29 protein-coding genes are annotated in these 25,959 nt (G+C 73.3%); 7 read left to right on the top strand and 22 right to left on the bottom strand.

Translation table 11 applies throughout. From position 1 onward, the window contains the following. Positions 1 to 10 precede the first annotated feature (10 nt). Positions 11 to 259, bottom strand: coding sequence for a hypothetical protein (locus ACFOYX_RS27540; RefSeq protein ID WP_109803262.1), 249 nt, complete (start codon positions 257 to 259; stop codon positions 11 to 13). A 241-nt stretch (positions 260 to 500) separates the two neighbouring features. On the opposite strand from ACFOYX_RS27540, the gene ACFOYX_RS27535 reads away from it, so the two are divergent. Together ACFOYX_RS27535 and gndA are read left to right on the top strand one after the other, a co-directional pair. After that, the gene (locus ACFOYX_RS27535) at positions 501 to 797 is read left to right on the top strand and encodes an MTH1187 family thiamine-binding protein (protein WP_109803263.1); all 297 of its coding nucleotides are present in this window, start codon (positions 501 to 503) and stop codon (positions 795 to 797) included. Between the two features lie 165 nt (positions 798 to 962). Then, positions 963 to 2,405, top strand: coding sequence for an NADP-dependent phosphogluconate dehydrogenase (gene gndA / locus ACFOYX_RS27530; protein ID WP_322439951.1), 1,443 nt, complete (start codon positions 963 to 965; stop codon positions 2,403 to 2,405). A gap of 27 nt (positions 2,406 to 2,432) precedes the next feature. On the opposite strand, the gene ACFOYX_RS27525 is transcribed toward gndA, so the two are convergent. The 5 genes from ACFOYX_RS27525 to recO form a co-directional block, all read right to left on the bottom strand. Continuing rightward, positions 2,433 to 3,200, bottom strand: a complete 768-nt coding sequence (locus ACFOYX_RS27525; RefSeq protein WP_236648127.1) for a pirin-like bicupin family protein — start codon at positions 3,198 to 3,200, stop codon at positions 2,433 to 2,435. Next, the gene (locus tag ACFOYX_RS27520; protein ID WP_109803265.1) at positions 3,197 to 3,421 is read right to left on the bottom strand and encodes a thioredoxin reductase; all 225 of its coding nucleotides are present in this window, start codon (positions 3,419 to 3,421) and stop codon (positions 3,197 to 3,199) included. The genes ACFOYX_RS27525 and ACFOYX_RS27520 overlap by 4 nt, the downstream gene beginning before the upstream one ends. Positions 3,422 to 3,568: 147 nt before the next feature. Next, positions 3,569 to 3,754, bottom strand: coding sequence for a hypothetical protein (locus tag ACFOYX_RS27515; protein WP_109803266.1), 186 nt, complete (start codon positions 3,752 to 3,754; stop codon positions 3,569 to 3,571). A gap of 68 nt (positions 3,755 to 3,822) precedes the next feature. Next, entirely contained in the window at positions 3,823 to 4,635 is an 813-nt protein-coding gene (locus ACFOYX_RS27510; RefSeq protein WP_109803267.1) for an isoprenyl transferase, read from the bottom strand. Beyond that, complete coding sequence (gene recO / locus ACFOYX_RS27505; RefSeq protein WP_322439952.1) at positions 4,632 to 5,474, bottom strand: DNA repair protein RecO; 843 nt, start codon at positions 5,472 to 5,474, stop codon at positions 4,632 to 4,634. Before recO ends, ACFOYX_RS27510 begins: the two co-directional genes overlap by 4 nt. A gap of 102 nt (positions 5,475 to 5,576) precedes the next feature. Here recO and ACFOYX_RS27500 point away from each other — a divergent pair, with 102 nt between their 5' ends. Further along, complete coding sequence (locus ACFOYX_RS27500; protein ID WP_322439953.1) at positions 5,577 to 6,374, top strand: DUF4097 family beta strand repeat-containing protein; 798 nt, start codon at positions 5,577 to 5,579, stop codon at positions 6,372 to 6,374. On the opposite strand, the gene ACFOYX_RS27495 is transcribed toward ACFOYX_RS27500, so the two are convergent. From ACFOYX_RS27495 to ACFOYX_RS27460, 8 genes are all read right to left on the bottom strand, one after another. After that, complete coding sequence (locus tag ACFOYX_RS27495; protein ID WP_322439954.1) at positions 6,361 to 7,578, bottom strand: acyltransferase; 1,218 nt, start codon at positions 7,576 to 7,578, stop codon at positions 6,361 to 6,363. The two genes, ACFOYX_RS27500 and ACFOYX_RS27495, sit on opposite strands and share 14 nt — an antisense overlap. A gap of 192 nt (positions 7,579 to 7,770) precedes the next feature. Next, on the bottom strand, positions 7,771 to 8,667 hold the full coding sequence (gene era / locus ACFOYX_RS27490; protein ID WP_109804787.1) for a GTPase Era: 897 nt from the start codon (positions 8,665 to 8,667) through the stop codon (positions 7,771 to 7,773). Beyond that, positions 8,664 to 9,050, bottom strand: coding sequence for a cytidine deaminase (locus tag ACFOYX_RS27485; RefSeq protein ID WP_109804788.1), 387 nt, complete (start codon positions 9,048 to 9,050; stop codon positions 8,664 to 8,666). The genes era and ACFOYX_RS27485 overlap by 4 nt, the downstream gene beginning before the upstream one ends. After that, positions 9,043 to 10,455, bottom strand: coding sequence for a hemolysin family protein (locus tag ACFOYX_RS27480; RefSeq protein WP_201749928.1), 1,413 nt, complete (start codon positions 10,453 to 10,455; stop codon positions 9,043 to 9,045). The genes ACFOYX_RS27485 and ACFOYX_RS27480 overlap by 8 nt, the downstream gene beginning before the upstream one ends. Continuing rightward, entirely contained in the window at positions 10,431 to 10,904 is a 474-nt protein-coding gene (gene ybeY, locus ACFOYX_RS27475; protein ID WP_109804790.1) for an rRNA maturation RNase YbeY, read from the bottom strand. Before ybeY ends, ACFOYX_RS27480 begins: the two co-directional genes overlap by 25 nt. 18 nt (positions 10,905 to 10,922) lie before the next feature. Next, a complete protein-coding gene (locus tag ACFOYX_RS27470; protein ID WP_109804791.1) occupies positions 10,923 to 11,981 on the bottom strand; it encodes a PhoH family protein in 1,059 nt (352 codons plus the stop codon). 136 nt (positions 11,982 to 12,117) lie between these two features. After that, the gene (locus ACFOYX_RS27465) at positions 12,118 to 13,494 is read right to left on the bottom strand and encodes a serine hydrolase domain-containing protein (RefSeq protein ID WP_322439955.1); all 1,377 of its coding nucleotides are present in this window, start codon (positions 13,492 to 13,494) and stop codon (positions 12,118 to 12,120) included. Between the two features lie 35 nt (positions 13,495 to 13,529). Beyond that, entirely contained in the window at positions 13,530 to 13,880 is a 351-nt protein-coding gene (locus ACFOYX_RS27460; RefSeq protein ID WP_109800929.1) for a histidine triad nucleotide-binding protein, read from the bottom strand. 67 nt (positions 13,881 to 13,947) lie between these two features. On the opposite strand from ACFOYX_RS27460, the gene ACFOYX_RS27455 reads away from it, so the two are divergent. Then, positions 13,948 to 14,709, top strand: coding sequence for an SDR family oxidoreductase (locus tag ACFOYX_RS27455; RefSeq protein ID WP_322439956.1), 762 nt, complete (start codon positions 13,948 to 13,950; stop codon positions 14,707 to 14,709). A 410-nt stretch (positions 14,710 to 15,119) separates the two neighbouring features. Here ACFOYX_RS27455 and ACFOYX_RS27450 read toward each other — a convergent pair whose 3' ends face one another. From ACFOYX_RS27450 to hrcA, 3 genes are all read right to left on the bottom strand, one after another. Beyond that, positions 15,120 to 15,854: a 16S rRNA (uracil(1498)-N(3))-methyltransferase gene (locus tag ACFOYX_RS27450; protein ID WP_109800930.1), complete on the bottom strand. Its 735-nt coding sequence runs from the start codon at positions 15,852 to 15,854 to the stop codon at positions 15,120 to 15,122. Between the two features lies 1 nt (position 15,855). Continuing rightward, positions 15,856 to 17,001: a molecular chaperone DnaJ gene (dnaJ, locus tag ACFOYX_RS27445; RefSeq protein ID WP_322440013.1), complete on the bottom strand. Its 1,146-nt coding sequence runs from the start codon at positions 16,999 to 17,001 to the stop codon at positions 15,856 to 15,858. 73 nt (positions 17,002 to 17,074) lie between these two features. Further along, on the bottom strand, positions 17,075 to 18,097 hold the full coding sequence (hrcA, locus tag ACFOYX_RS27440; protein ID WP_322439957.1) for a heat-inducible transcriptional repressor HrcA: 1,023 nt from the start codon (positions 18,095 to 18,097) through the stop codon (positions 17,075 to 17,077). Positions 18,098 to 18,329: 232 nt separating this feature from the next. On the opposite strand from hrcA, the gene ACFOYX_RS27435 reads away from it, so the two are divergent. Then, on the top strand, positions 18,330 to 18,953 hold the full coding sequence (locus ACFOYX_RS27435) for a DUF4870 domain-containing protein (RefSeq protein ID WP_322439958.1): 624 nt from the start codon (positions 18,330 to 18,332) through the stop codon (positions 18,951 to 18,953). A gap of 43 nt (positions 18,954 to 18,996) precedes the next feature. Here ACFOYX_RS27435 and hemW read toward each other — a convergent pair whose 3' ends face one another. Beyond that, positions 18,997 to 20,220, bottom strand: a complete 1,224-nt coding sequence (hemW, locus tag ACFOYX_RS27430) for a radical SAM family heme chaperone HemW (RefSeq protein WP_322439959.1) — start codon at positions 20,218 to 20,220, stop codon at positions 18,997 to 18,999. 19 nt (positions 20,221 to 20,239) lie between these two features. On the opposite strand from hemW, the gene ACFOYX_RS27425 reads away from it, so the two are divergent. Further along, positions 20,240 to 21,034, top strand: coding sequence for an enoyl-CoA hydratase-related protein (locus tag ACFOYX_RS27425; protein WP_322439960.1), 795 nt, complete (start codon positions 20,240 to 20,242; stop codon positions 21,032 to 21,034). Between the two features lie 107 nt (positions 21,035 to 21,141). Further along, positions 21,142 to 22,005, top strand: a complete 864-nt coding sequence (locus ACFOYX_RS27420) for a hypothetical protein (RefSeq protein WP_322439961.1) — start codon at positions 21,142 to 21,144, stop codon at positions 22,003 to 22,005. A gap of 19 nt (positions 22,006 to 22,024) precedes the next feature. On the opposite strand, the gene ACFOYX_RS27415 is transcribed toward ACFOYX_RS27420, so the two are convergent. Genes ACFOYX_RS27415 through ACFOYX_RS27400 form a run of 4 tightly spaced genes read right to left on the bottom strand, consistent with a single transcriptional unit; the run spans position 22,025 to position 25,816 of the window. Further along, positions 22,025 to 22,669, bottom strand: coding sequence for an MOSC domain-containing protein (locus ACFOYX_RS27415; protein WP_322439962.1), 645 nt, complete (start codon positions 22,667 to 22,669; stop codon positions 22,025 to 22,027). Between the two features lie 44 nt (positions 22,670 to 22,713). After that, positions 22,714 to 23,544, bottom strand: a complete 831-nt coding sequence (locus ACFOYX_RS27410) for a carbohydrate ABC transporter permease (RefSeq protein ID WP_109800936.1) — start codon at positions 23,542 to 23,544, stop codon at positions 22,714 to 22,716. Beyond that, entirely contained in the window at positions 23,541 to 24,527 is a 987-nt protein-coding gene (locus tag ACFOYX_RS27405) for a sugar ABC transporter permease (protein ID WP_322439963.1), read from the bottom strand. Before ACFOYX_RS27405 ends, ACFOYX_RS27410 begins: the two co-directional genes overlap by 4 nt. Further along, positions 24,524 to 25,816 (bottom strand): sugar ABC transporter substrate-binding protein, encoded by a 1,293-nt coding sequence (locus ACFOYX_RS27400; RefSeq protein ID WP_322439964.1) that lies wholly within the window; start codon positions 25,814 to 25,816, stop codon positions 24,524 to 24,526. Before ACFOYX_RS27400 ends, ACFOYX_RS27405 begins: the two co-directional genes overlap by 4 nt. Between the last annotated feature and the right edge of the window lie 143 nt (positions 25,817 to 25,959).

The following is a 25,959-nucleotide window of genomic DNA, read 5'->3' as shown; positions in this document are numbered from 1 at the left end:
GCCCTACAACTCAGCTGCGGCGGAAGGCGTACCGGCGGGTCTGGCCGGCGCGCTGGCTGCGCCCGGCGAACCGGGCGTCCCGACCGGCCGGCGGACCGCCCTTCGGCGGTGGCGGGATCTCCGCCTGCGTCGACGCCGGCAGGGCGACCGGCGCGGCCGGTGCCACCGCGGGGATGTCGACGTCGGGCAGGGTCACGTCCACCACGGACGGCCCGGACGACGGCTTACGGGACTTCTTCGGACTGCGTTTGGCGGGCATACGCTGCCTCCTGACTGCGGGGCGCCGGTGGCGCGGCGAGCGGGGAACGGGGCTGCCCCGGCGGGCCCGACCACGGAGGACGTCGCGACGACGGCGGCGAGTGGCATGCGGACGCCCGGAGCAGCGGCCCGCGGCGACGGCGGCGGGCCAGCTTCCGAAAAAAGGGCGTCAGTTACGCATGCCCCGAGGCTATCCGACGGCCCGGGCGACCCGCAGCCGAATTACTGGCACGATCGGCGACATGCTGATCGCGTTCTCGATCACCCCGCTCGGCGTGGGTGAATCCGTCGGTGACCTGGTCGCCGAGGCCGTCCGGGTGGTCCGCGAGTCCGGGCTGCCGAACCGGACCGACGCCATGTTCACCACCGTGGACGGCGAGTGGGACGAGGTGATGGCGGTGGTGAAGCGCGCCGTCGACACCGTCGCCGCCCGGGCACCCCGGGTCAGCCTGGTGCTGAAGGCGGACGTCCGGCCCGGGGTGACCGACGCGATGCACGCGAAGGTCGCCCGCATCGAGGCCCGGCTGGCCGAGGGCTGACCCGGGCCGACGCGGCCGCTGCGCCGCACCGACGGCCGGCTGCCCGACCCCGACCGCCACACCGCGCTGACGGTGCGCTCACCCGACGTCGATGAGTCGCCCCGGGCCGCCGTCGACCGCGATACGGTCGCAGGACGGGCAGTCCGGCGAGAGGTGGCGGTACGGATGGCACAGCAGGCGACGGCGCAGATCGGCGTGACCGGTCTGGCGGTGATGGGTCGGAACCTCGCCCGGAACCTGGCCCGCAACGGTTTCACCGTGGCGGTGCACAACCGGTCGCCGGAGCGCACCCGCAGCCTGGTCGCCGAGCACGGCGACGAGGGCGCCTTCGTCCCGTCGGAGTCCCTCGCCGACTTCGTCGCCTCGCTGGAGCGGCCCCGCGCGGTCATCGTCATGGTGAAGGCGGGCGGCCCGACCGACGCGGTGATCGACGAGCTGGTGCCGCTGCTCGAGGAGGGGGACATCGTCGTCGACTGCGGCAACGCGCACTTCGCCGACACCCGCCGCCGCGAGGAGGCGCTGCGCGGGCACGGGCTGCACTTCGTCGGCACCGGCGTCTCCGGCGGCGAGGAGGGCGCGCTCCGCGGCCCGAGCATCATGCCCGGCGGCTCGGCCGAGTCGTATCGGAAGCTCGGGCCGATCTTCGAGAAGATCGCCGCGCAGGTCGAGGGCACGCCGTGCTGCCGGCACATCGGCCCGGACGGCGCCGGCCACTTCGTGAAGATGGTCCACAACGGCATCGAGTACGCCGACATGCAGCTCATCGCCGAGGCGTACGACCTGCTGCGGGCCGGGCTCTCGGCGAGCCCGGCGGAGATCGCGGAGATCTTCCGGGAGTGGAACGGCGGCGAGCTGGAGTCGTTCCTCATCGAGATCACCGCCGACGTGCTGGCGCACACCGACGCCGCGACCGGCAAGCCGTTCGTGGACGTGGTGCTCGACCAGGCCGAGCAGAAGGGCACCGGCCGCTGGACCGTGCAGAGCGCCCTCGACCTCGGCATCCCGATCACCGGCATCGCCGAGGCGACCTTCGCCCGGTCGCTCTCCGGCCACGCCGACCAGCGCGCGGCCGCCCGCCGCGCCTTCGCCGACGCGGGCGAGAAGTGGCAGGTCGACGACCGGGAGACGTTCGTCGAGGAGGTGCGGCGCGCGCTGCTGGCCAGCAAGATCGTCGCGTACGCACAGGGCTTCGACCACATCCGGGCCGGCAGCCGGGAGTACGACTGGGACATCGACCTGGGCGGCACCGCCACCATCTGGCGGGGCGGCTGCATCATCCGGGCCCGCTTCCTGGACCGGATCCGCGAGGCGTACGACGCCGAGCCGGAGCTGGCGACGCTGCTGGTGGCGCCGTGGTTCGCCGACCGGGTGAGCGCCGGCGTGCCGGGCTGGCGGCGGGTGGTCGCCGACGCGGCCCGGGCGGGCGTGCCGACTCCGGCGTTCTCGTCGTCGCTGGCCTACTTCGACGCGCTGCGCGCCGAGCGGCTGCCGGCCGCGCTGATCCAGGGGCTGCGGGACAACTTCGGCGCGCACACCTACCGGCGGGTCGACCGCGAGGGCTCCTTCCACACGCTCTGGGCCGGCGACCACTCTGAAGTGGAGGCGTGAGGCTCAACCGCCCAGCGGGCGGCGCGGTCAGGCGAGGGCGGCGTGCATCTCCCAGACCAGGATCTCGGCCGGCTCGGTGGCGGTCACCCGCTGTCCGCCGGTCATGGTGATCCGGGCCGCGTCCCCGTCGCCCAGCCGACCGGTGCCCTCCAGCGTCACCGCCCCGTTGGGCACGTAGAGGTGCAGGAACGGCGCGTCCGGGAGGGTCACCTCGTCGCCGGGGGCGAGCCGGGCGGCGTGCAGGGTGGCGTACCGGTTGCGGATCCGGATCGCGGACGCGCCGTCGTACTGGTCCATCCCGGAGGCGACCGGGACCAGGCCGCCGCGGAGCAGCTCGTCGCCGATCTCCAGCTGCTCGTACCCGGGGTCGACCCCCTCCTCGTCGGGGATCACCCACATCTGGACGAAGTGCACGGGGTCGTCGTGCGGGGTGGTGCCGGCGAGCCGCCAGGCGTCGTTCTTCTCCGAGTGCAGGATGCCGGTGCCCGCGCTCATCCGCTGCGCCAGGCCGGGGTAGATGACGCCGGAGTGGCCGGTGGAGTCCTGGTGCACCAGCGAGCCGCGCAGCACCCAGGTCACGATCTCCATGTCCTGGTGCGGATGGGTCTCGAAACCGGTGCCCGGGTGCACCACGTCGTCGTTGTTGACCAGCAGCAGCCCGTGGTGGGTGTTGGCCGGGTCGTAGTGCCGGGAGAACGAGAACGAGTGCTTCGAGTCGAGCCAGGACAGCCGGGTCGTGAACCGGTCGGCGGCCCGCCGGACGTCCACGGCGGGCATGGGGGCGACAGCGGTCACCAGGCACGCTGCCCGGTCTCGGTGGGCGCCCAGGTCAGCGCCGGCTCGCCGGTGGCCCCGAGCTCGGCGATCTCGCCGGAACGCACGCTCGGGACGTGCCCGAACTCGGCGCAGTGCTGCTCGGCTATCTCCGCGCAGATCCCGGCCACCTGCTCGCAGATCGGGCTGCCGAGGTCGGCCGCGTTCAACGCCATGATCATCTTGTACCGGAGATCCCGCATCCCCACCCCCGTGGCGGGCGCGTCCCGACGGCGCGCCCTGGGCCGATCGTACGCGCGAGCGCCCCGCCCTCCGGCCGGAAAGCCGGATGCGGGGCGCGGTCCGCGAGCCCGGTCAGCGCCGCGACGCCGCGGCGCCGACCGTCGACGTCACCAGAACCGACGACGCTTGGCCTTCTGCGGCCGCAGCATGTCGGCGCCCTTGGTGAGCAGTCGGCTCACCCCGGACGAACCGCGCCGGGCCTCCAGAGTGTGGCTGAGCCGACGGGCGCCGGCCGCCGCCAGCGGCACGGCGACCGCCATGACCGCCCACTGGGCAATCCGCTTCTGAATCATGTGGGTTCACCTCCGCGATTGGCTGCTGTCCGGATTGATACCCAGCCCGCCGCGCGGGTAAGCGTGACTCAGATCCGCGGCGCGACCGGGTTGGGCAGCGCGCCACCGAAGCGGCGGTCCCGCTGGGCGTACAGCTCGCAGGCGTACCAGAGGTGGCGGCGGTCGAAGTCCGGCCAGAGCGTGTCGAGGAAGACCAGCTCGGCGTACGCGCTCTGCCAGAGCAGGAAGTTGGAGGTCCGCTGCTCGCCGGAGGGGCGCAGGAAGAGGTCCACCTCGGGGACCTCCGGGTGGTACAGGTACTTCCCGATGGTCTTCTCGGTGACCTTGCCCGGGTCGAGCCGGCCGGCGGCCACGTCGCGGGCGATCGCGGCGGCGGCGTCGGCGATCTCCGCCTGGCCGCCGTAGTTGACGCAGAACTGGAGGGTCAGCGTCGAGTTGCCCCGGGACATCTCCTCAGCCGTCTGCAACTCGGAGATGACGCTCCTCCAGAGCCGGCCGGCCCGACCCGACCAGACCACCCGGACGCCGAGGTCGACCAGCTGGTCCCGGCGGCGGCGGATGACGTCCCGGTTGAAGCCCATCAGGAAGCGGACCTCGTCCGGCGAGCGCCGCCAGTTCTCGGTGGAGAAGGCGTACGCGGACAGGTAGGGGATGCCCAGCTCGATCGCGCCCTCGATGGTGTCGAAGAGGCTGTGCTCGCCCTGCTCGTGACCCTTGGTGCGGGGCAGGCCGCGCTCCTTGGCCCACCTGCCGTTGCCGTCCATCACCACCGCGACGTGCTTCGGCACCGCGTCGGCGGGCAGCGCCGGGGGCCGGGCACCCGACGGGTGCGGAGTCGGTGGCGCCGGCTCGCGCCGGCCGGCACTCGTCGATCGGATCACTCGGTCTTCTCCCTGTTCACACCGTCCGCCTCCGCGACCGCGCCGACCGGCGGCGGGACCGCGGTGGCCGCCGGGGCACCCCGGTCGACCAGCGGCAGCGAGCGTAGCGCGCGCTCCAGGTGCCACTGCAGGTGCGCCGCGACCAGGCCGCTGCACTCCCGGCGTACGCCGGTCTCGGTGGCGTCGGCGAGCACCCAGTCGCCGGTGGTCAGGGCGGACATCAGGTCGATGGTGGCCGGCGCCGGGTGGGCCGCACCGGGCGGCCGGCAGTCCGGGCAGACCGCGCCGCCGGCCGGTACGGAGAACGCCCGGTGCTGCCCGGGCGTGCCGCAGACCGCGCACGCGGTCAGGGCCGGTGCCCAGCCCGCGAGGGCCATCCCGCGCAGCAGGTACGCGTCGAGCACCAGCGTGGTGGCGTGCTCGCCCTGGGCCAGGGACTTGATCGCGCCCAGGGTGAGCTGGAACAACCGCAGCGACGGTTCCCGCTCGACCGGGGTGAGCCGCTCGGCGGTCTCCGCGATCGCGCTGGCCGCGGTGTAGCGGGGGTAGTCGCCGAGGAACCGCTTGCCGTACAGGTCGATCCCCTCGACCTGGCTGACGGTGTGCAGCGAGCTGCCGTGCTCGCCCTTCGGGTCGCCGGCGAGCTGGAGGTCGACGTGGCCGAACGGCTCCAGCCGGGCGCCGAACTTGCTGGTGGTGCGCCGGATCCCCCGCGCGACCGCGCGCAGCCGGCCGTGCCGGCGGGTGAGCAGGGTGATGATCCGGTCGGACTCGCCGAGCTTCTGCACACGGAGGACCACCGCGTCGTCGCGGTAGAGCTGTCGGCGGTACCCGGCCATCCGGTCATTCTCCCTCGGGGTGCGATCTCAGGGTCGGTTCGGGGTGGACGGGCGGACGAACCCGGATGTGCGCCGGGCCGCCCCGGTCGTAGCGTGCTGGCCATGGCTCTGCACCAGACCACCGCCGTCGCCGCGCGCACCGGGGTCGCCGCGGCGGCGGCCGCCGCCCTGATCCTCCTCGCCGGGTGCGACACCCTCTCGTTCCGCCGGCTCGACTTCGACAACACCGAGGCGGTGAAGATCAGCCGGATCACCGTGCTGCCCGGCTCCGGTGACGTGACGGTCCGCGCCTCCGGCACCACCCCCCAGGTACGGATCAAGCGGATGGTGCGCTACCAGGGCGGCGAGCCCGACGCGCGGTACGAGGTCAAGGGCGACGAGCTCGTGCTGGACACCGACTGCGGGAACCGGTGCAGCATCTCCTACGAGGTGACCGCTCCGGAGGGGGTGGCGGTCCGGGGTGAGACCGGCTCCGGCAACGTGGAGCTGACCCGGGTCGGCCCGGTGGAGATCAAGCTCGGCTCCGGCGACATCACGGTGACCGGCGCCACCGGCCCGGTACGCGCCGAGACCGGCTCCGGCAACATCGAGGTGGTCGACGTGGCCGGCCGGGTGGACCTGCATGCCTCCTCGGGCGACATCAGCGCCCGCCGGCTCGGCGACCAGGTGGACGCGGAGGCCAGCTCCGGCAACGTCACCGTGGAGCTGGACCGGCCGGCCTCCGCCCGGGTCCACGCCGGCAGCGGCGACGTCGAGCTGACGGTGCCGGCCGGCCGGTACCGGGTCCGGTCCAGCACCGGCTCCGGGGACGCCGAGCTGGGCGTCGCCGACGACCCCACCGCGCCCCTGCTGCTCGACGTCGGCACCGGCAGCGGGAACGTGACGATCAGCCAGCGCTGACCCCCGGGCCGGTGGCCGCCCGCACGCCCCGCTGGGCGGGGACCCGGCCGCCGCGGGGCACCGGCGCGGCCGGCGACGGCGCCGCGGCCGGCGCGCCGCCGAGGTGGGCGGTGCCCGCCCCCACCCCGACCGGGACCGGTTCGGACCCGGCCCCGGCCGGGGCGGGACTGGCCGGGGCGGCGGCCCGGCCGGCCGGCGTCGAACGGGACCCGCTGGGCAGCAGCTCCGGCACCCGCCGGGCGGCCACGTCCTCGACCCAGCCGACCAGCACGGTGACCACGCCCACCAGGGCGAACACCAGCACCACCCGGACCGCCAGGCCGACCGGGTCCCGGCGGGACCAGCCGACCAGGTCCACCAGCGGGGTGAGTGCCACCACGAAGGGCATGTGCCAGAGATAGACGGTGAGCGCCCGCCGGTTCAGCACGGTGACCACCCGGCCGACGACGGCGTTGCGGTCCACCCACCCGGCGCCGGCCGGCGCCCGGCCGATGGCCACCAGGATGAACGCCGCCGACCAGAGGGCGTTGCCCAGGTGGATGTCGTTGAGGTCGTAGCCGCGCGGGCCGGGGTGGGTGAAGATCCAGGTCAGCCCGGCGGCGCCGAGGGCCAGCGCGGCCGGCACCAGGACCCGGCCGGCCAGCCGGCGCAGCAGGCCGTCGTGGTGGGCGAAGCCGAGCAGCCAGGCGCCGAAGTAGAGACCGAACTCGCGCAGCACGGTGGGCGCGGCCGGCAGGACCCCGAACTCCATCACCGCGAGCAGGGCGTACGGGGCGAGGAGGGTGGGCAGCGGGGCACGGCGGAACAGCCACAGGGCGAGCGGCGAGGCGAGCACGAACCACAGGTAGTCCCGCAGGTACCAGATCATGCTCAGCGCGACCGACCCCCAGCCGTTGGCCGGCGGGTCGCTGACCGGGAAAAGCCAGAGCAGCACCTTCGGGGTCAGCGGCAACCCGGTGAGCAGCATGGCCGGCACGAAGAGCGCCGACAGCACCCAGAGCGACGGGAGCAGGCGGCGCAGTCGCCGCAGGACGGCCGGCGGGCCGGTGCGGTCCAGGGAGGCGGCCATCAGCGAGCCGGCGAGCGCGAACATCACCGACATCGCCGGGAAGATCAGGGTCAGTGCCGCGGAGCCGGTGACGTGGTAGACGACGACTCGGACGATGGCCAGGAAGCGGAGCAGATCGAGGTATCGATTGCGCATCAGCCTGCATCTATGTTGGGGGGCGGGGGGGTTGCCGTCCCCTACCCTCCGACGCGGCCGGACGAAACCGGCGCGCGGGCAGGGCGAAAAGTGAAACTTGCCATATTCCCCGACCGATCCGGACCAGCGCCGCCGCCCCGCAACGCCGAACCGCCGGCCCCCTGAACAGGGAGCCGGCGGCCGGACGTACGGTCAGAAGCCGAGCTTGCGCAGCTGCTTCGGGTCGCGCTGCCAGTCCTTCGCGACCCGGACGTGCAGGTCCAGGTAGACCCGGGTGCCGAGCAGCTCCTCGATCTGCCGGCGGGCGGTCGTGCCGACCGCCTTGAGCCGGCTGGCCCGGTGGCCGATCACGATCGCCTTCTGGCTGGGCCGCTCGACGTAGAGGTCGGCGTAGATCTTCATGACCTGGCCCTCGGGGATCATCTCCTCCACCACCACGGCGATGGAGTGCGGCAGCTCGTCGCGCACCCCCTCCAGGGCCGCCTCCCGGATCAGCTCGGCGACCAGCACCTGCTCGGGGTCGTCGGTGAGCATGTCGTCCGGGTAGAGCTGCGGCGACTCGGGCAGATAGCCGGTCATCACGTCGACCAGGGTGTCCACCTGGTGCCCGGAGACCGCGCTCACCGGCACCACGGCCGCGAAATCGCCCAGCTCGCTGACCGCGAGCAACTGCTCGGCCAGCTTCTTCTTGTCGACCAGGTCGGTCTTGGTCACCACGGCGAGGACGGTCGCCTTCAGCTCGGCCAGCTCACCGGTGATGAACCGGTCACCCCGGCCGATCGGCTCGTCCGCCGGGATGCAGAGGCCGATCACGTCGACCTCGCTCCAGGTGGAGCGGACCAGGTCGTTCAGGCGCTCGCCGAGCAGCGTCCGGGGACGGTGCAGACCGGGCGTGTCGACCAGCACGAGCTGCGACTCGGGGCGGTGCAGCACCGCGCGGATGATGTGCCGGGTGGTCTGCGGCTTGTTCGAGGTGATGGCGATCTTCGTACCGACGATCGCGTTGGTCAGCGTCGACTTGCCGGCGTTCGGCCGCCCGATGAAACAGGCGAAACCGGCCCGGTACGGCCGCGGCTCGAGGTCACTCACTCGACCACCGTGCCGAGGACGGTGCCGTCCGGCGCGGCCACGTGGATCGGCGCGTCGGCGGAGAGGTCGCGAACCGCGGCGTGCCCGGCGCCGTCCAGCGTCGACGCCTCGGTCACCACCACCGCCGCCTCCAGCCGGCTCGCCCCGGCGGCCACCGCCGAGGCGACCGCCAGCTGGAGCGCGGTCAGGGTGAGCGAGGGCAGGGCCACGCTGGCCGCGGCGTACGTCCGGCCGTCCTGGTCACGGACCGCCGCGCCCTCCACGGCGCCGACCCGGCCGCGCGCGCCCCGGGCCAGGATGACCAGCTTGCCGTCCTCGGCGCTCAGCTCGGCGGGATCGGACGGGGTGGGCCGGGCCGCCGGCACGGCGGGTGACTCAGGCATCGGCGGGTTGCCTCTCCTCGGATCGGTTCTGGTTGCCGCGGGACTCGGCGTGCTCGCCACGCCCCGCGCTGTCCTGCGCGTCGGTCGGCGCCATCCGGCTCACCAGCACGGTGTCGATCCGGTTGCGCCGCCCGGTGGTGCCCTCGGCGATCAGCCGGAGCCCGGACACCTCGGCCTCCGCCCCGGGTATCGGGACCCGGCCCAGCGACTGGGCGAGCAGACCACCGACCGTCTCCACCTCGTCGGTGGGGAGTTCGGTGTCGAAGAGCTCGCCCAGATTCTCCACCGGAAGGCGGGCGGTGACCCGGACGGCACCGTCGTCCAGGCGTTCGACCGGCGGGCGTTCGACATCGTACTCGTCGGTGATCTCGCCGACGATCTCCTCGAGGATGTCCTCGATGGTGACCAGGCCGCCGGTGCCGCCGTACTCGTCGACGACGATGACCAGGTGGTTGCGGGCCGCCTGCATCTCCGACAGCAGGTCGTCGACCGGCTTGGACTCCGGCACGAAGGTCGCCGGGCGCATCAGCTCCGACACCGGCAGCTCGTCGGCCCGTGGGTCCCCGCCCTGGGTACGCCGGATCAGGTCCTTCAGGTAGAGCACGCCGAGCACGTCGTCGACGCTGTCGCCGATCACCGGGATGCGGGAGAAACCGGAGCGGAGGAAGAGCGCCAGCGCCTGGGAGAGGGTCTTGCCCTCCTCTATCCACACCATCTCGGTGCGCGGCACCATCACCTCGCGGGCGATGGTGTCACCGAGGGCGAAGACCGAGTGGATCATCTGCCGCTCGCCGTGCTCCACGACACCGCGCTGCTCGGCCAGGTCGACCAGCTCGCGCAGCTCCAGCTGGGTGGCGAACGGCCCCTCCCGGAAGCCGCGGCCCGGGGTGACCGCGTTGCCGATCAGGATCAGCAACGAGGCGAGCGGGTTCAGCGCCCGGCCCAGCCAGCGCACCAGGGGCGCGACGGCGCGCCCCACCGCGTACGCGTGCTGCCGGCCGATGGTCCGCGGCGCGACGCCGACCACCACGAAGCTGACCACGGTCATCGCGCCGGCGGTGACCAGGGCGGCCCGCCAGCCGGCGCCGAACGTGTCCACCGCGACCAGCGCCACCAGGGTGGTGGCGGTCAGCTCGGCCAGCAGCCGGAGCAGGAGCAGCAGGTTGAGATGGCGGACCACGTCACCGGCGACCACCTGGAGGGCGCGGGCGCCGCGCGCCCCGTCGCGGGCCAGTTCGGCGGCCCGGGCCGGGGAGACGGCGGCCAGCGCCGCCTCGGTCATCGCGATGAGGCCGGCGAGCACCACCAGCCCCGCCGCGAAGACGATGAGCTGGAGATCGGGCAGGCCGGCGGTACCAGAGGCCGCCGCCAGGGTGGTCATCACCGGGACCGGGTCGACCGCCAGCTGGAAAGCAGGCGGGCCTGGAGCGCGAACATCTCCCGCTCCTCCTCCGGCTCGGCGTGGTCGTACCCGAGCAGGTGCAGCACGCCGTGCACGGTGAGCAGGTGCAGCTCGTCGGCGGGCGAGTGGCCGGCGGTGGCCGCCTGCTTGGCCGCCACCTCCGGGCAGAGCACGATGTCGCCGAGCAGGGCCGGCTCGCCACCAGCCGGGGCGGTCTCGCCCGGGCCGTGGTCGACGCTGCCCTCGTCCATGGGGAAGGCGAGCACGTCGGTGGGACCGTCGCCGCCCATCCAGCGATGGTTCAGCTCGGTCATGTAGTCGACGTCGACCAGCAGCACGGAGAGCTCGGCGAGGGGGTTGACCCCCATCTCGTCGAGGGCGTGCCGGGCGACGGCGAGCACGGCGTCCGTGTCGACCTCGACACCGGACTCGTTGGCGATCTCGATGGACAACTGTCTTCCTCTGATGGATTAGCGGCGCCGGCCGGCCCGACCGCCCTGGGCGGTCCGCCCCGGCACGGCGTGCACGCTCTGCGCCTGCTGGTTCTCCCGCTCGGCGTCCCAGCGGGCGTACGCGTCGACGATCTCCCCCACCAGCCGGTGGCGGACCACGTCGGAGCTGGAGAGCTGGGCGAAGTGCACGTCCTCGACGTTCTCCAGGATCTCCCGGACCACCCGCAGGCCGCTGGTCGTCCCGCCGGGAAGGTCCACCTGGGTGACGTCACCGGTGACCACGATCTTGGAACCGAAGCCGAGCCGGGTGAGGAACATCTTCATCTGCTCGGGCGTGGTGTTCTGCGCCTCGTCCAGGATGATGAAGGCGTCGTTCAGCGTACGGCCCCGCATGTAGGCCAGCGGCGCCACCTCGATGGTGCCGGCCGCCATCAGCTTCGGGATGGTCTCCGGGTCGAGCATGTCGTGCAGCGCGTCGTAGAGCGGACGCAGATACGGGTCGATCTTCTCGTTGAGCGTGCCCGGCAGGAAGCCCAGCCGCTCCCCCGCCTCGACCGCCGGCCGGGTCAGGATGATCCGGTTGACCTGCTTGGCCTGCAGCGCCTGGACCGCCTTGGCCATGGCCAGGTAGGTCTTGCCGGTGCCGGCCGGGCCGATGCCGAAGACGATGGTGTGCGAGTCGATGGCGTCGACGTAGCGCTTCTGCCCGAGGGTCTTGGGGCGGATGGTGCGACCGCGTCGGGAGAGGATGTTGAGCGTGAGGACCTCGGCGGGCCGCTCCGCGCTGCCCTGCTCGAGCATGCCGACGGTACGCCGGACGGCGTCACTGGTCAGGGTCTCGCCTTTCTCGATGAGTTCGAGGAGCTCACTGAAGAGGCGCTCGGCGATGGCGTTGTCCGCGGGGGCGCCGGTGATGGTGATCTCGTTGCCACGCACGTGGACGTCGCTGTTGACCGAGCGTTCGACGAGTCGCAGGATCTCGTCGCCCGCGCCGAGCAGGTTCACCATGATCTTCGGGTCGGGGACCGTGATCCTGGTCTGCACCCGGGGCGGGCCGGGAGGTGGGGTGCCGGTCATAGATCGGGCCCGTCGGGCCCTGCGCCACCTGCTTCCGAATTCGGCGCCGCTGCCCTGTTGGCGCGGCGTGCGGACGTTCTACCCATCGTATCTGTTCAACACCGGACGCACCCCGCCCATTTCGGCTGGTCCGTGATCATCTCCCGGCGCGGAAGTCGTACCCGTCGAAGGTCTCCTGGGAGCGGGTGAAGCGGTAGGTGGCCCAGTGCATCCGCACCACCGCGCCGCGCTCGTCCCGGGTCAGCCGGAGCAGCTCGCCCACCTCCCGCCCGGCGACGGTCCGGAACACGTCCGGCCGGTCGGGCAGCGGCGCGAAGACGGCCGGGGGCTTGCCGGCCGGGTCGTCCGCGCCCCGGGCCCGCAGCGCGCCGTCGTGCCAGGAGAAGACGTACTCGAAGCCCTCGCCCCACCAGCGGCCGAGCGCCCCGCGCAGGTGGTCGGGGGCGGGCGGGCCGGGCCGCCACGGCTCGACGTCCGCCGGGTCGTGCTCGGCCGCGGCGGCGAGCAACTGGTGCGGCAGGTCGAAGACCGCCACGCCGGTGCCGGAGGAGCCGAGCACCGCGCAGCCCATCGCGCCCGCGGTGCCCTCGCCGCCGCACCGGCCGTAGACGGCGGCCAGGAAACCGGGCATGGCCCCGTCGTGCCCCACGTGCAACACGCGCTGCGGCTGCGGCACCAGGATCAGGCCGAGCCCGAAACCGGCCACCCAGAGCGTCTCATCGGTGGTGGTGAGCGGCCAGCGCATCTCATCGAGGGTGGCCGGGGCGAGCACCGCGCCGGTCGAATCGAGCGCGGCGGGGTCGGCGAGGAAGGCCGCCCAGCGGGCCATGTCCGGGGCCGTGCTCCACAGCTGGGCGGCCGGGGCCACCGCCCCGAAGTCGGTCGGCGGCTCGGGGTGGGCCTCGTCGGAGTACGCGTCGACCAGGAACCCGGTCGCGGCCCGGTCGCCGGGCGTCGGGCCGGTGGCGGTCAGCCCCAGGGGGACGAGCACCCGCTCGGCCAGCACCTCCGCCCAGGTGCCGCCGCGCAGCCGGCCGACCAGCTCGCCGAGGAGCGCCATGCCGAGGTTGGAGTAGTGGTAGCGCCGGCCGGTCGGCAGCACCCGCTCGACCCGGGCCAGGTCGGCGAGCAGCTCGTCCACGCCGGGCGCGCGCAGCGAGTCCCAGACGTCGCCGTACGGCTCGCGTTGCAGGCCCGCGGTGTGCGACAGCAGCCGGCGTACCGTCAGCTCGCCGTGCGCCGGCAGGTCGAGGTGCCGGCCGATCGGGTCGTCCAGGTCCAGCAGGCCGTCGTCCCGGCACTGCATGACCAGCACCGAGGTGAAGGTCTTGGTGACCGAGCCGATCCGGAACACCGACTCCGGGCCGACCGGCGTGTCGTTGCCCGTGTCGCCCACCGCGCAGCTCCAGAGCGGGCGATCGGCCCGGTGCAGGGCGGCCGAGATCGCCGGCACCCGGCCCCGGGCCTGCGCCTGCCGCACCATCCGTTCCAGCCGGTCGTTCACGGTGATCATGCCAGCAGTGTAAGGAGCGGGCCGCCGTGGAGCCCTCAGCGGGCGAGCATCGGGCCGAGCGGGGCGCCGCCGAACAGGTGCGCGTGCGCGTGGAAGACCTCCTGGCCGGCGTACGACCCGGTGTTGAACATCAGCCGGAAGCCGTCCGCGAGCAGCCCCTCCTCCTCGGCCACCACGGCGGCCGTGGCCAGCACCTCACCGGCCAGGCCCGGGTCGCCCTGGGCGAGGGTGGCCACGTCCGCGTAGTGCTCCTTCGGGATGACCAGCACGTGGACGGGCGCCTTGGGGTCGATGTCCCGGAAGGCGAGGGTGGTGGCGGTCTCTCGCACGATGGTGGCCGGGATCTCCCCGGCGACGATCCGGCAGAACAGGCAGTCGGTTCCCATCCGGGCATGCTAAGCGCTGCCCGGACCCGCCGCGCCGCCACCGGCCGCGCCGGGCATGATGTCCGGCGTGACTTCTCGGGCGGTACTGGTGACGGGGGCCTCGCGCGGCATCGGCCGCGCGGTGGCGCGGGCGTTCGCGGCGGGCGGGGACCGCGTGGCGATCCACCACCGGGACTCGGCGGAGCTGGCCGAGCAGCTGCGCGACGAACTGCCCGGCGACGGCCACGTGGTGGTCCGCGCCGACCTGGCCGACCCGGACGCGGTCCGGGCGATGGTGGACGAGGCGGCGGAGCGGCTCGGCGGGCTGGACGTCCTGGTCAACAACGCCGGCGTGTACGGGCCGCGGGACTTGCCGCACCCGGTCTTCGGCAACACCTATGAGCAGTGGCGCCAGCAGTGGCGGCTGGTGCTGGAGACCAACCTGACCGGGGCCGCCAACGTGACCTGGTGCGCCGCCCAGCACATGCGGGAGCGGGGCGGGCGGATCGTCAACGTCTCCTCCCGCGGCGCGTTCCGGGGCGAGCCGCAGCAGCCCGCGTACGGGGCGAGCAAGGCGGGGCTGAACGCGCTCGGTCAGTCGCTGGCCCTGGCCCTCGCCCCGTACGGCATCGCGGTGGCGACCGTGGCCCCCGGCTTCGTCGAGACGGACATGACCACCGAACACCTCACCGGCGAGAACGGTGCCGCCATCCGCGCCCAGAGCCCGTTCAACCGGGTCGCCCGCCCCGAGGAGATCGCCGCCGCCGTCCACTGGCTGGCCAGTCCCGAGGCGGAGTGGGCCTCCGGCACCATCGTCGACCTCAACGGCGCCTCCTACCTGCGCACCTGACCCCGCCGCTCGCGGCCCGGCACTCGACGCCCGGCACTTGAGGCGCGGCACTCAGGGCTTTGCACTCGAGGCCCCGTGCTCGATGCCCGGTGCTCGATGCGGGCGCTCGATGCGGGCGCGGACATTCCCTACGCACGCTTTGCTCTGCTGCAGCCCACGCAACACTCCCGGGCCGTGAGTGTTGCGTGGGCTGCAGCAGAGCACAGGGCGTGCTGGAACTCCTCTGGCGGGCGGGGCGACTCACGCGAGTTGCGGGAGACGGCGGCATCACGTGCGCCGGACACACCGTAGTTTCCGGAACATCGTGTGGATCTTCAGCCAGCCGACCGGCGGAGACGGCGGAGACGGCGGGAAGGGCGGAGACGGCGAAGCTCATCACGCGGACGGCAAGCCGGCTGCGGACGCGCGGGTCACCAGCGCGCGAGGCGGGTGGCGAGGACGGCGAGGGCCGCCACGCCGGCCGTGGAGGTGCGCAGCACCGACGGCCCGAGCCGGACCGGGCGGGCGCCGGCCTCGCGGAAGGCCGACAGCTCGGCCGGGGCGATGCCGCCCTCCGGGCCGACCACCAGCACGATCTCGCCTGTGGCGGGCAGGTCGGCGGTGGTCAGCCGCTCCTCGGCCTCCTCGTGCAGCACGAACGCGCCGGCCGCCCCGGCGATCCGCCGGACGACCGTCTGGGTGGACTCGTCCGGGGACCCGGCCACCACCGGCAGCCAGGCCCGGCGGGCCTGCTTGGCCGCCTCCCGGGCGGTCGCCGCCCACTTCTCCCGGGCCCGTACGCCCCGGTCGCCGCGCCACTGGGCCACCGAGCGGGACGCCGCCCAGGGCACGATCTCGTCGACCCCGACCTCGGTCATCGCCTGCACGGCCAGCTCACCCCGGTCGCCCTTGGCGATGCCCTGTACCACCACGACACGCGGGACGGACGCGTCGGTGTACCCCCGGGAGGTGACCTGGAGGTCGAGGGTGCCCCTGCCGACGGCGGTGACCACCGCGGCGGCCGTGCCACCCCGACCGTCGGCCAGCAGCAGTTCCTCGCCGACCCGCAGCCGCTGCACGTTCGCGGCGTGGTGCCCCTCGGGGCCGTCCAGCGTCAGTGCGTCACCGGTGGGCAGCGCCTCCACCAGGAACAGCGGGGCGGACACGTCAGGCGTGCCCGTTGAAGGCGTCGCGCATCCGGGAGAAGAAGCCGCCCTGCTTGGTCAGCTCGGCAACCTCCTCGCCCCGGGTCTTGGCGAAGTCGCGCAGCATCCGCTCCTGGTCGGCGTCGAGCTTGGTCGGCGTCCGCACGTCCAGATGGACGTAGAGGTCGCCGCGGCCGGTGCCGCGCAGGTGCGGCACGCCCCGGGCGCGCAGCCGCAGCGTGCTGCCCGGCTGGGTGCCCGCCTTGACGTCGACCGTCTCCTCGCTGTCCAGCGTCTTGATGGTCAGCCGGGTGCCGAGCGCGGCGGCGGTCATCGGCACGGTGACCCGGCAGTGCAGGTCGTCGCCCTTGCGGGAGTAGACGTCGTGCGGCCGCTCGTGGATCTCCACGTACAGGTCGCCGGCGGTGCCGCCGCCCGGGCCGACCTCGCCCTGCTGGGCCAGCCGGATCCGCATGCCGTCCTCGACCCCGGCCGGGATCTTGACGGTCAGCGAGCGGCGGGTCCGCACCCGGCCGTCGCCGGCGCAGGTCGGGCAGGGGTGCGGGATGGTGGTGCCGTAGCCCTGGCAGACGGTGCACGGCCGGGCGGAGACCACCTGGCCAAGGAAGGTCCGCTGCACCGACTGCACCTCGCCCCGGCCGCCGCACGCCTCGCAGGTGGCCAGGTGGGTGCCGGCCGCGGTGCCGGCGCCGGAGCAGGTGGTGCAGAGCACGGCGGTGTCGACGGTGATCGGCGCCTCGACGCCGAACGCGGTCTCGTGCAGGTCCAGCTCCAGCCGCAGGATCGCGTCCGCGCCCGGCCGGGTCCGCGGGCGCGGCCCCCGGGCGCCGCCCGCGGCGCCGCCGAAGAAGGCGTCCATGATGTCCTGGAAGCCGACGAACGGGCCGGCCCCGCCGGGACCACCCGGACCGCCGGCGCCCCCGCCGCCCGGCGCGAGCGGGTCGCCGCCCAGGTCGACGATCTGCCGTTTCCGGTCGTCCGAGAGGACCTCGTACGCGGCGTTGATGTCCTTGAACTTCTCCTGTGCCTCCGGGTCCGGATTGACGTCCGGGTGGAACTGCCGCGCCAGCTTGCGGTAGGCGCGCTTGATCTCGTCGTCGGAGGCCTCCCGGCTCACGCCGAGAATGCCGTAGTAGTCCCTGGCCACTGCGTTCCGTGTCCTCATGTTCGTCTCGCGTTGCGCCGGTCGGCGGCCGGAGCCGGCCGTCGGCCCTGACTGGTCAGTTCTGGGCCAGCAGCTCGCCCACGTAGCGTGCCACGGCCCGCACCGTGGCGATGGTGCCGGGGTAGTCCATCCGGGTGGGCCCGAGCACCCCGAGGCCGCCGACGATGGTCGCGCCCGGGCCGTACCCGGTGCTCACCACCGAGGCGGCGCGGAGGTTGTCGATCTCGTTCTCGTCGCCGATCAGCACCCGAGTGGTGCTCGGCTCGGCCTCCCCGATCAGCTTGAGCAGCACGACCTCCTCCTCGAGCGCCTCCAGGATGGGGCGCAGCGAGCCCTGGAAGTCGAGCAGTCCACCGCGGGTGAGGTTGGCCGTCCCGGCCAGCGCGATCCGCTCCTCGTGCCGCTCCACCAGCGTCTCCAGCAGCACGGTGGAGAGGGTGGTCATGGCGCCGCGCAGATGCGGCGCCGACTCGTCGACGAGCGCCTGGACCAGCGGCGGGGTCTCCGAGAGCCGGCTGCCGACCAGCTTCTCGTTGACCAGCCGGCGCAGGTCGATGACGTCGGCGGCGGGGATCGGCGCGGGCAGCTCGACCAGCCGCTGCTCGACCCGCCCGGTGTCGGCGATCATGACCAGCATCAGCCGGGTGGTGGAGATCGGCACCAGCTCCAGGTGGCGCACCGAGGAGCGGGCCAGGCTCGGGTACTGCACCACGGCGACCTGGCGGGTCAGCTGGGCCAGCAGCCGGACCGTGCGGTGCACCACGTCGTCCAGGTCGACCGCGCCGACCAGGAAGCGCTCGATGGCCCGGCGCTCGGCCGGGCTGAGCGGCTTGACCCGGGAGAGCCGGTCGACGAAGAGCCGGTAGCCGCGGTCGGTGGGCACCCGGCCCGCGCTGGTGTGCGGCTGCCGGATGTAGCCCTCCTCCTCCAGCACCGCCATGTCGTTGCGCACCGTCGCCGGGGAGACGCCCAGCTGGTGTCGCTCGACGAGGGCCTTGCTGCCGACCGGCTCCTGCGTGGCGACGTAGTCCTCGACGATCGCGCGCAGCACGGCGAGCTTGCGGTCGTCGAGACCCATCTCCCCACCTCCTGAAGCACCTCGACCCGCCGGTGGTCCGGGGCGGGCCGGGCACCTGGCACTCGACTGTAGCGAGTGCCAGTCTACGTCGGCGCCACCCCTGACGCGATGATCAGCGACGGACCACGGGGGTCCGGCCCGCCACCCAGCACGGCGCCAGAGCCGTTCAGCCGGACATCCCGGGCGATCTCGCTCTGGTGCCGCCTTGCGGGCAACCCCTACCGTGACGTCCATGACTGAACCACCTCGCCCTCCCGGAGCGGGGGACGCCGGCGCTCAGCCGCCGGACCCGACCCCGCCGTCGGCACCGTACGGCTCGTCGGCGGACGAGCCACCCACCGCACCACTGTCCGGGGCGCCGGGCGCGGGCGGCTATCCCCCGCCCGGTGGCTATCCCCCGCCCTCCGGCGGCCAGCCGCCGTCGGGTGGCTACCCACCTCCGGGCGGCTATCCGCCGCCGGGCGGCGGCTATCCGACCGGCGGCGCGTACGGCGCCCCGAGCGGCGGCTGGGCCAACAACGAGGACAAGACCTGGGCGCTGGTCGCGCACTTCGGCGGCGCGGCGGCGATGTTCGTCAGCGGCGGCGTGCTGGGCTGGCTCCCGCCGCTGGTCGCCATGCTGGCCCGGGGAAACCAGTCGCCGACGGTGCGTCAGCACGCGGTCGCGGCGCTCAACTTCCAGCTGCTCTGGTCGATCGTCGGCCTGGTCGGCTGGGTCCTGGCCTGCATCGTGATCGGGTTCCTCGCGGTCGGCGCGGCGGTCATCATCGGCGTCCTGTTCGGCATCCTCGCCGGCGTCAAGGCCAACGAGGGCCAGCTCTACCGCTATCCGATGAGCATCAGCCTGGTCAAGTGACGCCCCGCCCGGCCGGCCCGCGGGTCGGCCGGGCGATCGGCGGTCAGGGCAGCAGGTCGCGGACCACCGCGTCAGCCAGCAGCCGGCCGCGCAGCGTGAGCACCGCCCGGCCGGCCGCGTACTCCGGCGCGGCCAGCAGCCCGCCGGCCAGGGCCCGCTCGGCCCCGGCGCGCCCCGCGTCGTCCAGCACGTCCAGCGGCAGCCCGGAGGCGAGCCGCAGCCGCAGCATGACGTCCTCCATGTGCGCCTCGTCGGGCGTGAGCACCTCCCGGGCCAGGCCCGGCGACTCCCCGGCGGCGAGCCGCTGGGCGTACGTCGTCGGGTGCTTGACGTTCCACCAGCGCACCCCGCCGACGTGGCTGTGCGCCCCCGGTCCGAGGCCCCACCAGTCGGCGCCGGTCCAGTAGAGCAGGTTGTGCCGGCACCGGGCCGCCGCCGAGCGGGCCCAGTTGGACACCTCGTACCAGGAGAAACCGGCCGCGTCGAGGGCGGCCTCCGCGGCCAGGTAGCGGTCCGCCGCCACGTCGTCGCTCGGGTACGGCAGCTCGCCGCGCCGCATCCGCGCGGCCAGCCGGGTGCCGTCCTCCACGATCAGGGCGTACGCGCTGACGTGGTCGACCCCGGCCGCGACGACCTGCTCCAGCGAGGCGGCGAAGTCCTCGGCGCGCTCCCCCGGCGTGCCGTAGATCAGGTCCAGGTTCACGTGGTCGAACCCGGCGTCGCGCGCCTCGAGGGCGGCGGTGGTGGCCCGCCCGGCGCTGTGCTTGCGGTCCAGGATCGCCAGCACGCCCGGCGCGGCGGACTGCATGCCCAGCGAGATCCGGGTGTAGCCGGCGGCCCGCAGCGTCTTCAGCGACTCCGGCGTGACCGACTCGGGGTTGGCCTCGGTGGTCACCTCGGCGTCGGCGGCGAGCCCCCAGGTGCGGTCGATCCCCGCCAGAATGCGGGCCAGGTCGTCGGCGGGGAGCAGGGTCGGCGTGCCGCCGCCGACGAAGACGGTGTCGACCCGTCGCGGCGGCGTGTCACCGAGCACCCGGCCCGCGAGGGCCAGCTCGGCCAGCACGGTGTCGGCGTACGACTCGCGGCTGGCCCCGCCGCCCAGCTCGGCCGCCGTGTACGTGTTGAAGTCGCAGTAGCCGCAGCGGCTGGCGCAGAACGGGACGTGCACGTACACGCCGAAACCGCGCGCGCCGACCGCGCGGGTGGCGGCGGCGGGCAGCGACCCGTCACGCGGGACGGATTCACCTTCTGGAAGAGCGCCGGGCATGGCAACTAGTGTGCCCGGCATGACCTCTCCGGACGCTCTCGTGCGGGTCGCCACGGCCCGTGGGGTGACCACCCTCACCCTGGACAGCCCGCACAACCGCAACGCGCTCTCCACCCCGCTGATGACCGGGCTGCTGGCCGGGCTGGCCGCGGCGGTCGCCGACGACGCGGTCCGGGCGATCGTGCTGGACCACACCGGCCCGGTCTTCTGCTCCGGCGCGGACCTGAAGGAGACCGCCGCCGCGTACGCCAGCGGGACGGTGCCGGCCGGGATGCTCGGCGACGTGCTGGTGGCGGTGCGGGAGTGCCCGAAGCCGGTGCTGGCGAAGGTGGCCGGGCCGGCGCGGGCCGGCGGGCTGGGCCTGATCGCGGCGGCCGACCTGGCGGTCTGCGCCGAGGAGGCGACCTTCGCCTTCACCGAGGTGCGGATCGGGGTGATCCCGGCGGTCATCTCGGCCACCGTGCTGCCCCGGCTGAATCCCCGGGCCGCCGCCGAGCTGTACCTGACGGGGGACACCTTCGACGGCCGCCGGGCCGCCGAGATCGGTCTGGTCACCGCGGCCGTGCCGGCGGCCGGGCTGGACGCGGCGGTGGCCCGTTACTGCGACTCGCTGGTCCGGGGCGCGCCGCGGGCCCTGGCGGGCGCCAAGGAGCTGCTGCGCCGGCCGGCCCCCACCGACCTGCGCGCCGAGATCGCCGAGTTGGCCGCCCTCTCCACCGGGTACTTCCTCTCCGACGAGGGCCGGGAGGGCGTTCTCGCCTTCCGCGAGAAACGGGACGCGGCCTGGGTGCCGACCGGGAACGCCGCCGACTGACCACGGATGCCCTCCGTGGCCGAGTGGTGACGGAACGGGAGGCAACCGGTCGGACGACCCGGGCGGCGCTCCGGGGGACGTACGCTTGGCGGACTGTCGAACAGGAGGTGCGGGTGCGAACTCGGGCAATCGGGGCAGCCGGTGTGGTGGTGGCGGTCGTCGCCCTCCTCGGGATCTGGTTCGTGGCCCGGCACGTCGCGCCCCAGCTCCGCCTCCCGGCGGCCAGCCGCACCTGCACCGTCCAGGCCGACGGCCGGGTCGTGCTCGGCGCCGACCAGATGGCCAACGCGGCCACCATCGCGGCGATCGGCGCACAGCGCCGGATGCCCGAGCGGGCCGTGGTGGTGGCGCTGGCGACGGCGTACCAGGAGTCGCACCTGAAGAACCTCGCCCACGGCGACCGGGACTCGCTCGGCCTGTTCCAGCAGCGCCCGAGCCAGGGCTGGGGCACCGCCGAGCAGATCCAGGACCCGCGCTACGCGGCGGACCGGTTCTACGCGGCGCTGAAGAAGGTCAAGGGCTGGGAGGAGCTGCGGGTCACCGAGGCCGCCCAGCGGGTGCAGCGGTCGGCCTATCCCGAGGCGTACCAGAAGTGGGCGGACGAGTCGCAGGTCCTCACCCGCGCGCTGCTCGGCCATGCGACCGGCGCGGTGGCCTGCACGGTCGGGCCGACGCCGGCGATGCGCGGCCAGGCCGCCGCGGCCGCGCTGATCCAGGGGCTGACCCTCGACTGGGGGTTGCCGGGCGTGGCCTCCCCGACCGACCTGACCGGCCTGGCGGTGTCGGCGACGGACAGCCGCAACGGCTGGCGGTACGCCCACTGGCTGGTGTCGCACGCCGACGACCACGGCGTGAAGCGGGTCCGCTTCGGCGGCCTGGAGTGGACCGCCGAGCAGGGCACCTGGGCCAAGGTGGCCGACGGGCGGGCGACCCCGACCCAGGTGCTGGCGGAGGTCTTCGCCGACACGTAGGCCGGCAAACCGGCCCCGGTCAGGGGCGGCTGCCGGAGAGCCGGCGGCGGACCCTCTCCCGGATCGGCTCGGGCAGCTCCGGGGCGTCCAGCAGCCGGGGCAGCAGCGCCGGCTCCAGACTCGTCGCCCGGAACACCTCGCCGATCGTGACGCCGTGCGCCGGGCGCGCCACCACCTCGACCGGGTCACCGGCGCCGACCGTGCCCTCCCGGAGCACCCGCAGGTACGCCCCGGGCGCGGCCCGCGCGGTGAACCGCTTGATCAGGTCGGGCATCCCCCAGAAGCCGGCGAAGGTGGTGCACGGCGTGCGGGGCTTGGTGACCTGGAGCAGTGCGTCGCCGATGGCCCACTGCTCGCCGATGACCGCCCCGGTGACGTCCACCGCGTACGTGGTCAGGTTCTCGCCGAAGCCGCCGGGCCGGATGCCCCGGCCCAGCTCGGCCGCCCACCAGTCGGCGTCCTCCTCGGCGTAGGCGTAGACGGCCTGGTCGGGCCCGCCGTGGTGGGCCCGCTCGCCGATGAAGTCGCCGGCCACCCCGTCGACCCGCAGCAGCACCGGACCGTCGACCGGCCGCTTGTCGATGCCGCTGCGACCGCTCGGGTCGCCCGCCCACTCCGCCTCGGTGACCACGCCGAGGTTCACCGCCGCCAGCCTGCCCGTCATGGCGGTGAGCCTAGTCGGGCGCGGATCGGCGGGACAGCCGGTGATCAGCCCTTGACGGCGCCGGCCACCAGGCCGGAGACCATCCGGCGCTGCACCAGCAGGAAGAAGACGATCACCGGCAGGGTGAACAGCGTCGAGGCGGCCATGACCGACCCCCAGGCGGTGTCGTCCCGCCCGAAGAAGAAGGTCATCGCCACCGGCAGGGTGTACCTGTCCTGGTCGTTGATGAAGGTCAGCGCGAAGATCAGCTCGTTCCACGCGGTGATGAAGGAGAAGATGCTGGTGGCGACCAGCCCCGGGGCGACCAGCGGGAAGAGGATCCGCCGGAAGGTCTGGGCCCGGCTCGCGCCGTCGATCGCCGCGGCCTCCTCCAGTTCCTTGGGCACCGCCGCCACGAAGCCGCGCAGCATCCACACGGCGAACGGCAGCGAGAAGCCGAGGTAGGTGAGGATCAGGCTGGGCAGCGTGTTGTAGAGCCCGAGCCGCTGGATCATCAGGAAGAGCGGGATGACCAGCGCCTCAAGCGGGATCATCTGCACCACCAGCAGCAGGATCAGGAACGTGGTGCGCAGCCGGAACCGGAACCGGGCCACCGCGGTCGCCGCGAGCAGCGCGACCAGGCCGCTGAGCAGCACCGTCGCCAACGCGACCAGGGCGCTGTTGAGGAAGAAGTCGGCGAACGTCACGCCCGGGATCAGGTTGCCGGTGAGGATCTCCCGGTAGTGCTCGAGGGTGGGCTCCGCCGGCACCGGGCGCGGCGTGGCCGAGAAGATCTCCCGGTTCGGCTTCAGCGAGGTGGCGATCATCCAGTAGACCGGGAAGGCCGCGAAGAGCGCGACCAGCAGGCCGGCGCCGTTGAGGGCGAACTTCTTCACGACTCGTCCTCCTGCCGGAGCACCATCCGGACGTAGACACCGGTCACCACGAGCAGGATCAGGGTGAGGATGACCGCGATCGCCGCCCCGAGGCCGTACTTCGGCGGCGGTGAGAAGGCCTCCGCGTACGAGTAGATGGAGAGCATGAACGTGGGCCGGTCCTGGGTGCCGCCGGCCAGCACGAACTGCTGGGTGAAGACCTTGAAGTCCCAGATCGTGGAGAGCACCACCAGGATGCCGAAGACCGGTCGCAGGGTGGGGAAGGTGACCGACCAGAAGACCCGCCACGGCCCGGCCCCGTCCACCCGGGCGGCTTCCTGCAACTCGCTCGGCACGCTCTTCAGGCCGGCGAGCACGCTGACCGCGATGAACGGGAACGAGTGCCAGACCACCACCAGGGTCAGGATCGAGAAGAACAGCAGCGGGTCGTTGAACCAGCCGTAGCCGGTCCAGTCGCTGCGCCCGAAGAGCGCGGTGGAGAGCCCATCGGGAAGCTTGTTGAACAGCCAGGTGACCAGGCCGCTGGTGTCGTCGAAGATCCACTTCCAGACGATGGTGCCGGTCAGCGCCGGGGTGGCCCAGGCCAGCATCACGCAGCTGGCGACGAAGGTGGCCATCCGCTTGCCGAGCCGGTTGAGCAGCAGCCCGACCAGGGTGCCGAGGATCATCGTCAGCATCACGTTGGCCGCGGCGAAGAGCACCGTGTTGCGCAGCACCGTACGGAAGAACGGGTCGCCGAGGATCTGCGCGTAGTTGGCGAACCCGACCCAGGGCCACTCGCGGTCCCCGCGCAGCTGCCGGACGCTGTCCAGCTTGTAGAAGGACATGCCCACCACCTGACCGAGGGGCCAGAGCAGCAGCACCCCGATGATCACCAGGCAGGGCAGGAGCAGCAGGTACGGCAGGCGGTCGACGCGGCGGCGCCGCCGCGCGGGGGTCTCCCGCGCGACGGCCTCGCCGGTGGCCTCGGTCAGCGTGGTCACTTGGCGTTGAGGATGCTTTCCATCTCGGTGGCCGCGTCGGCGGTGGCCTTCTCGACCGTCTTCTGACCCTTGATGACCGAGCTGTTCATCGCCTGGGTCACCGTCTTGGTCCGGCTGACCTCGACCCACTTCGGGGTGAGCGGGGTCAGCTTGGTGTTCTGCATGGTGGTGGCGAATGCGGCCATCACCTTGTCGTTGGCGTAGTTGCCGCCGCCGACCAGATCCTTGTAGACCGGGAAGAAGTTGAGGCTGCTGGCGAACTCCTGGTCCTTCTGCTTGCTCAGCAGCACGGTCAGGTAGTCCCAGGCCAGGGCCTGCCGCTTGCTGTCCTTCCACAGGGCGATGTCGGAACCGCCCGCGAAGGCCGGGGCCGGCTTGCCGTCCGGGCCGGGGATGGGGAACGTGCCCCACACCTTCTCGATCTCCGGGTTGTCCTTCTTCATGGCGCCGCCCTGCCAGCTGCCGGCGAAGGCCATCGCCGCCCTGCCGGTGGCGAACTGGGTACGGGCGTCGACCTCGTTCCAGCCGGCGGCGGCCGGCGGGGCGACCTTGTGCACGGTCACCAGGTCGGTCCAGAACTTGACCGCCTTCTGCGCCTCCGGCGTGTTGTAGCCGGACTTCCAGGTGTCGCCCTGCTTGGTGGCGATCTCACCGCCGGCGCCCCAGAGGAAGGAGTAGAACGGCAGCTCGGAGTTGCCCGGCAGGGCGATGCCGTAGGTGCCCGGCTTCTTCGCCTGGACGGCCTTCGCGGTGGCGACCAGCTCGTCCCAACTGGTCGGCGGCTTCACGCCGGCCTCGGCGAACCAGTCGGTGCGGTAGTAGATGGCCCGCACCCCGGCGTACCACGGCACGCCGTACTGCTTGCCGTCGAGCTGGGCGTTCTTGACCAGGTCGGGGAGGATGTCCTTGCCCTCGGACCAGCCGTTGAACTTGTCGGTGACGTCGGCGAGGGCCTCCTGCGCCGCCCAGCCCTGGGTCTCGGTGTTGCCGAGCTCGGTGACGTCCGGTCCCTCGCCACCGGCGAGCGCCGCCTGGAACTTCTTCGGCGCCTCCAGCCAGGGAATGTACTGGACGACCACGTCCGTCTCGGGGTGCTTCTTCTTGAATTCGGCCTCGACTCCGTCGAGGAACTTGGTCTGGGCGTCGCCGCCCTCACCCATCATCCAGACCGTCAGCTTGCTGTTGTCCGCGGCCTTGTCGTCGTCACCCGAGCCACCGCAGCCGGCGAGCACCATCGCGGCCGAGGCCACGATGGCGGTGACCGGCGCCAGCCGCTTCCACCTGTTCACGCCCATATCTCCCTCGCGCCGTTTGGCACTAACCTTCTCCGCCGCACCTTAGTAGGAAAAAATCCTTTACGACAGGGGGTAGTCGTGCGGGTCGGGCGAGGCGACGGTATCGCAGGGTGCGGGGGCCGGGGCAAGCGTGCCGT

Source organism: Micromonospora sp. GCM10011541 (assembly GCF_042650725.1).
Taxonomy (GTDB): domain Bacteria; phylum Actinomycetota; class Actinomycetes; order Mycobacteriales; family Micromonosporaceae; genus Micromonospora; species Micromonospora sicca.
Note: the sequence above shows the minus strand (reverse complement) of the source record. Positions and strands in the feature narration are given on the sequence as shown.

Coding starts and splice junctions, on each gene's coding strand:
- ACFOYX_RS27425 (WP_322439960.1), top strand. CDS start 20,240: ATGACCTCTCCGGACGCTCTCGTGCGGGTCGCCACGGCCCGTGGGGTG.
- ACFOYX_RS27540 (WP_109803262.1), bottom strand. CDS start 259: ATGCCCGCCAAACGCAGTCCGAAGAAGTCCCGTAAGCCGTCGTCCGGG.
- ACFOYX_RS27515 (WP_109803266.1), bottom strand. CDS start 3,754: ATGATTCAGAAGCGGATTGCCCAGTGGGCGGTCATGGCGGTCGCCGTG.
- hemW (WP_322439959.1), bottom strand. CDS start 20,220: ATGCCCGGCGCTCTTCCAGAAGGTGAATCCGTCCCGCGTGACGGGTCG.
- ACFOYX_RS27500 (WP_322439953.1), top strand. CDS start 5,577: ATGGCTCTGCACCAGACCACCGCCGTCGCCGCGCGCACCGGGGTCGCC.
- ACFOYX_RS27535 (WP_109803263.1), top strand. CDS start 501: ATGCTGATCGCGTTCTCGATCACCCCGCTCGGCGTGGGTGAATCCGTC.
- gndA (WP_322439951.1), top strand. CDS start 963: ATGGCACAGCAGGCGACGGCGCAGATCGGCGTGACCGGTCTGGCGGTG.
- hrcA (WP_322439957.1), bottom strand. CDS start 18,097: ATGGGTCTCGACGACCGCAAGCTCGCCGTGCTGCGCGCGATCGTCGAG.
- ACFOYX_RS27415 (WP_322439962.1), bottom strand. CDS start 22,669: ATGACGGGCAGGCTGGCGGCGGTGAACCTCGGCGTGGTCACCGAGGCG.
- ACFOYX_RS27520 (WP_109803265.1), bottom strand. CDS start 3,421: ATGCGGGATCTCCGGTACAAGATGATCATGGCGTTGAACGCGGCCGAC.
- ACFOYX_RS27470 (WP_109804791.1), bottom strand. CDS start 11,981: ATGACCGGCACCCCACCTCCCGGCCCGCCCCGGGTGCAGACCAGGATC.
- ACFOYX_RS27460 (WP_109800929.1), bottom strand. CDS start 13,880: ATGGGAACCGACTGCCTGTTCTGCCGGATCGTCGCCGGGGAGATCCCG.
- ACFOYX_RS27435 (WP_322439958.1), top strand. CDS start 18,330: ATGACTGAACCACCTCGCCCTCCCGGAGCGGGGGACGCCGGCGCTCAG.
- ACFOYX_RS27465 (WP_322439955.1), bottom strand. CDS start 13,494: ATGATCACCGTGAACGACCGGCTGGAACGGATGGTGCGGCAGGCGCAG.
- ACFOYX_RS27485 (WP_109804788.1), bottom strand. CDS start 9,050: ATGCCTGAGTCACCCGCCGTGCCGGCGGCCCGGCCCACCCCGTCCGAT.
- recO (WP_322439952.1), bottom strand. CDS start 5,474: ATGGCCGGGTACCGCCGACAGCTCTACCGCGACGACGCGGTGGTCCTC.
- ACFOYX_RS27495 (WP_322439954.1), bottom strand. CDS start 7,578: ATGCGCAATCGATACCTCGATCTGCTCCGCTTCCTGGCCATCGTCCGA.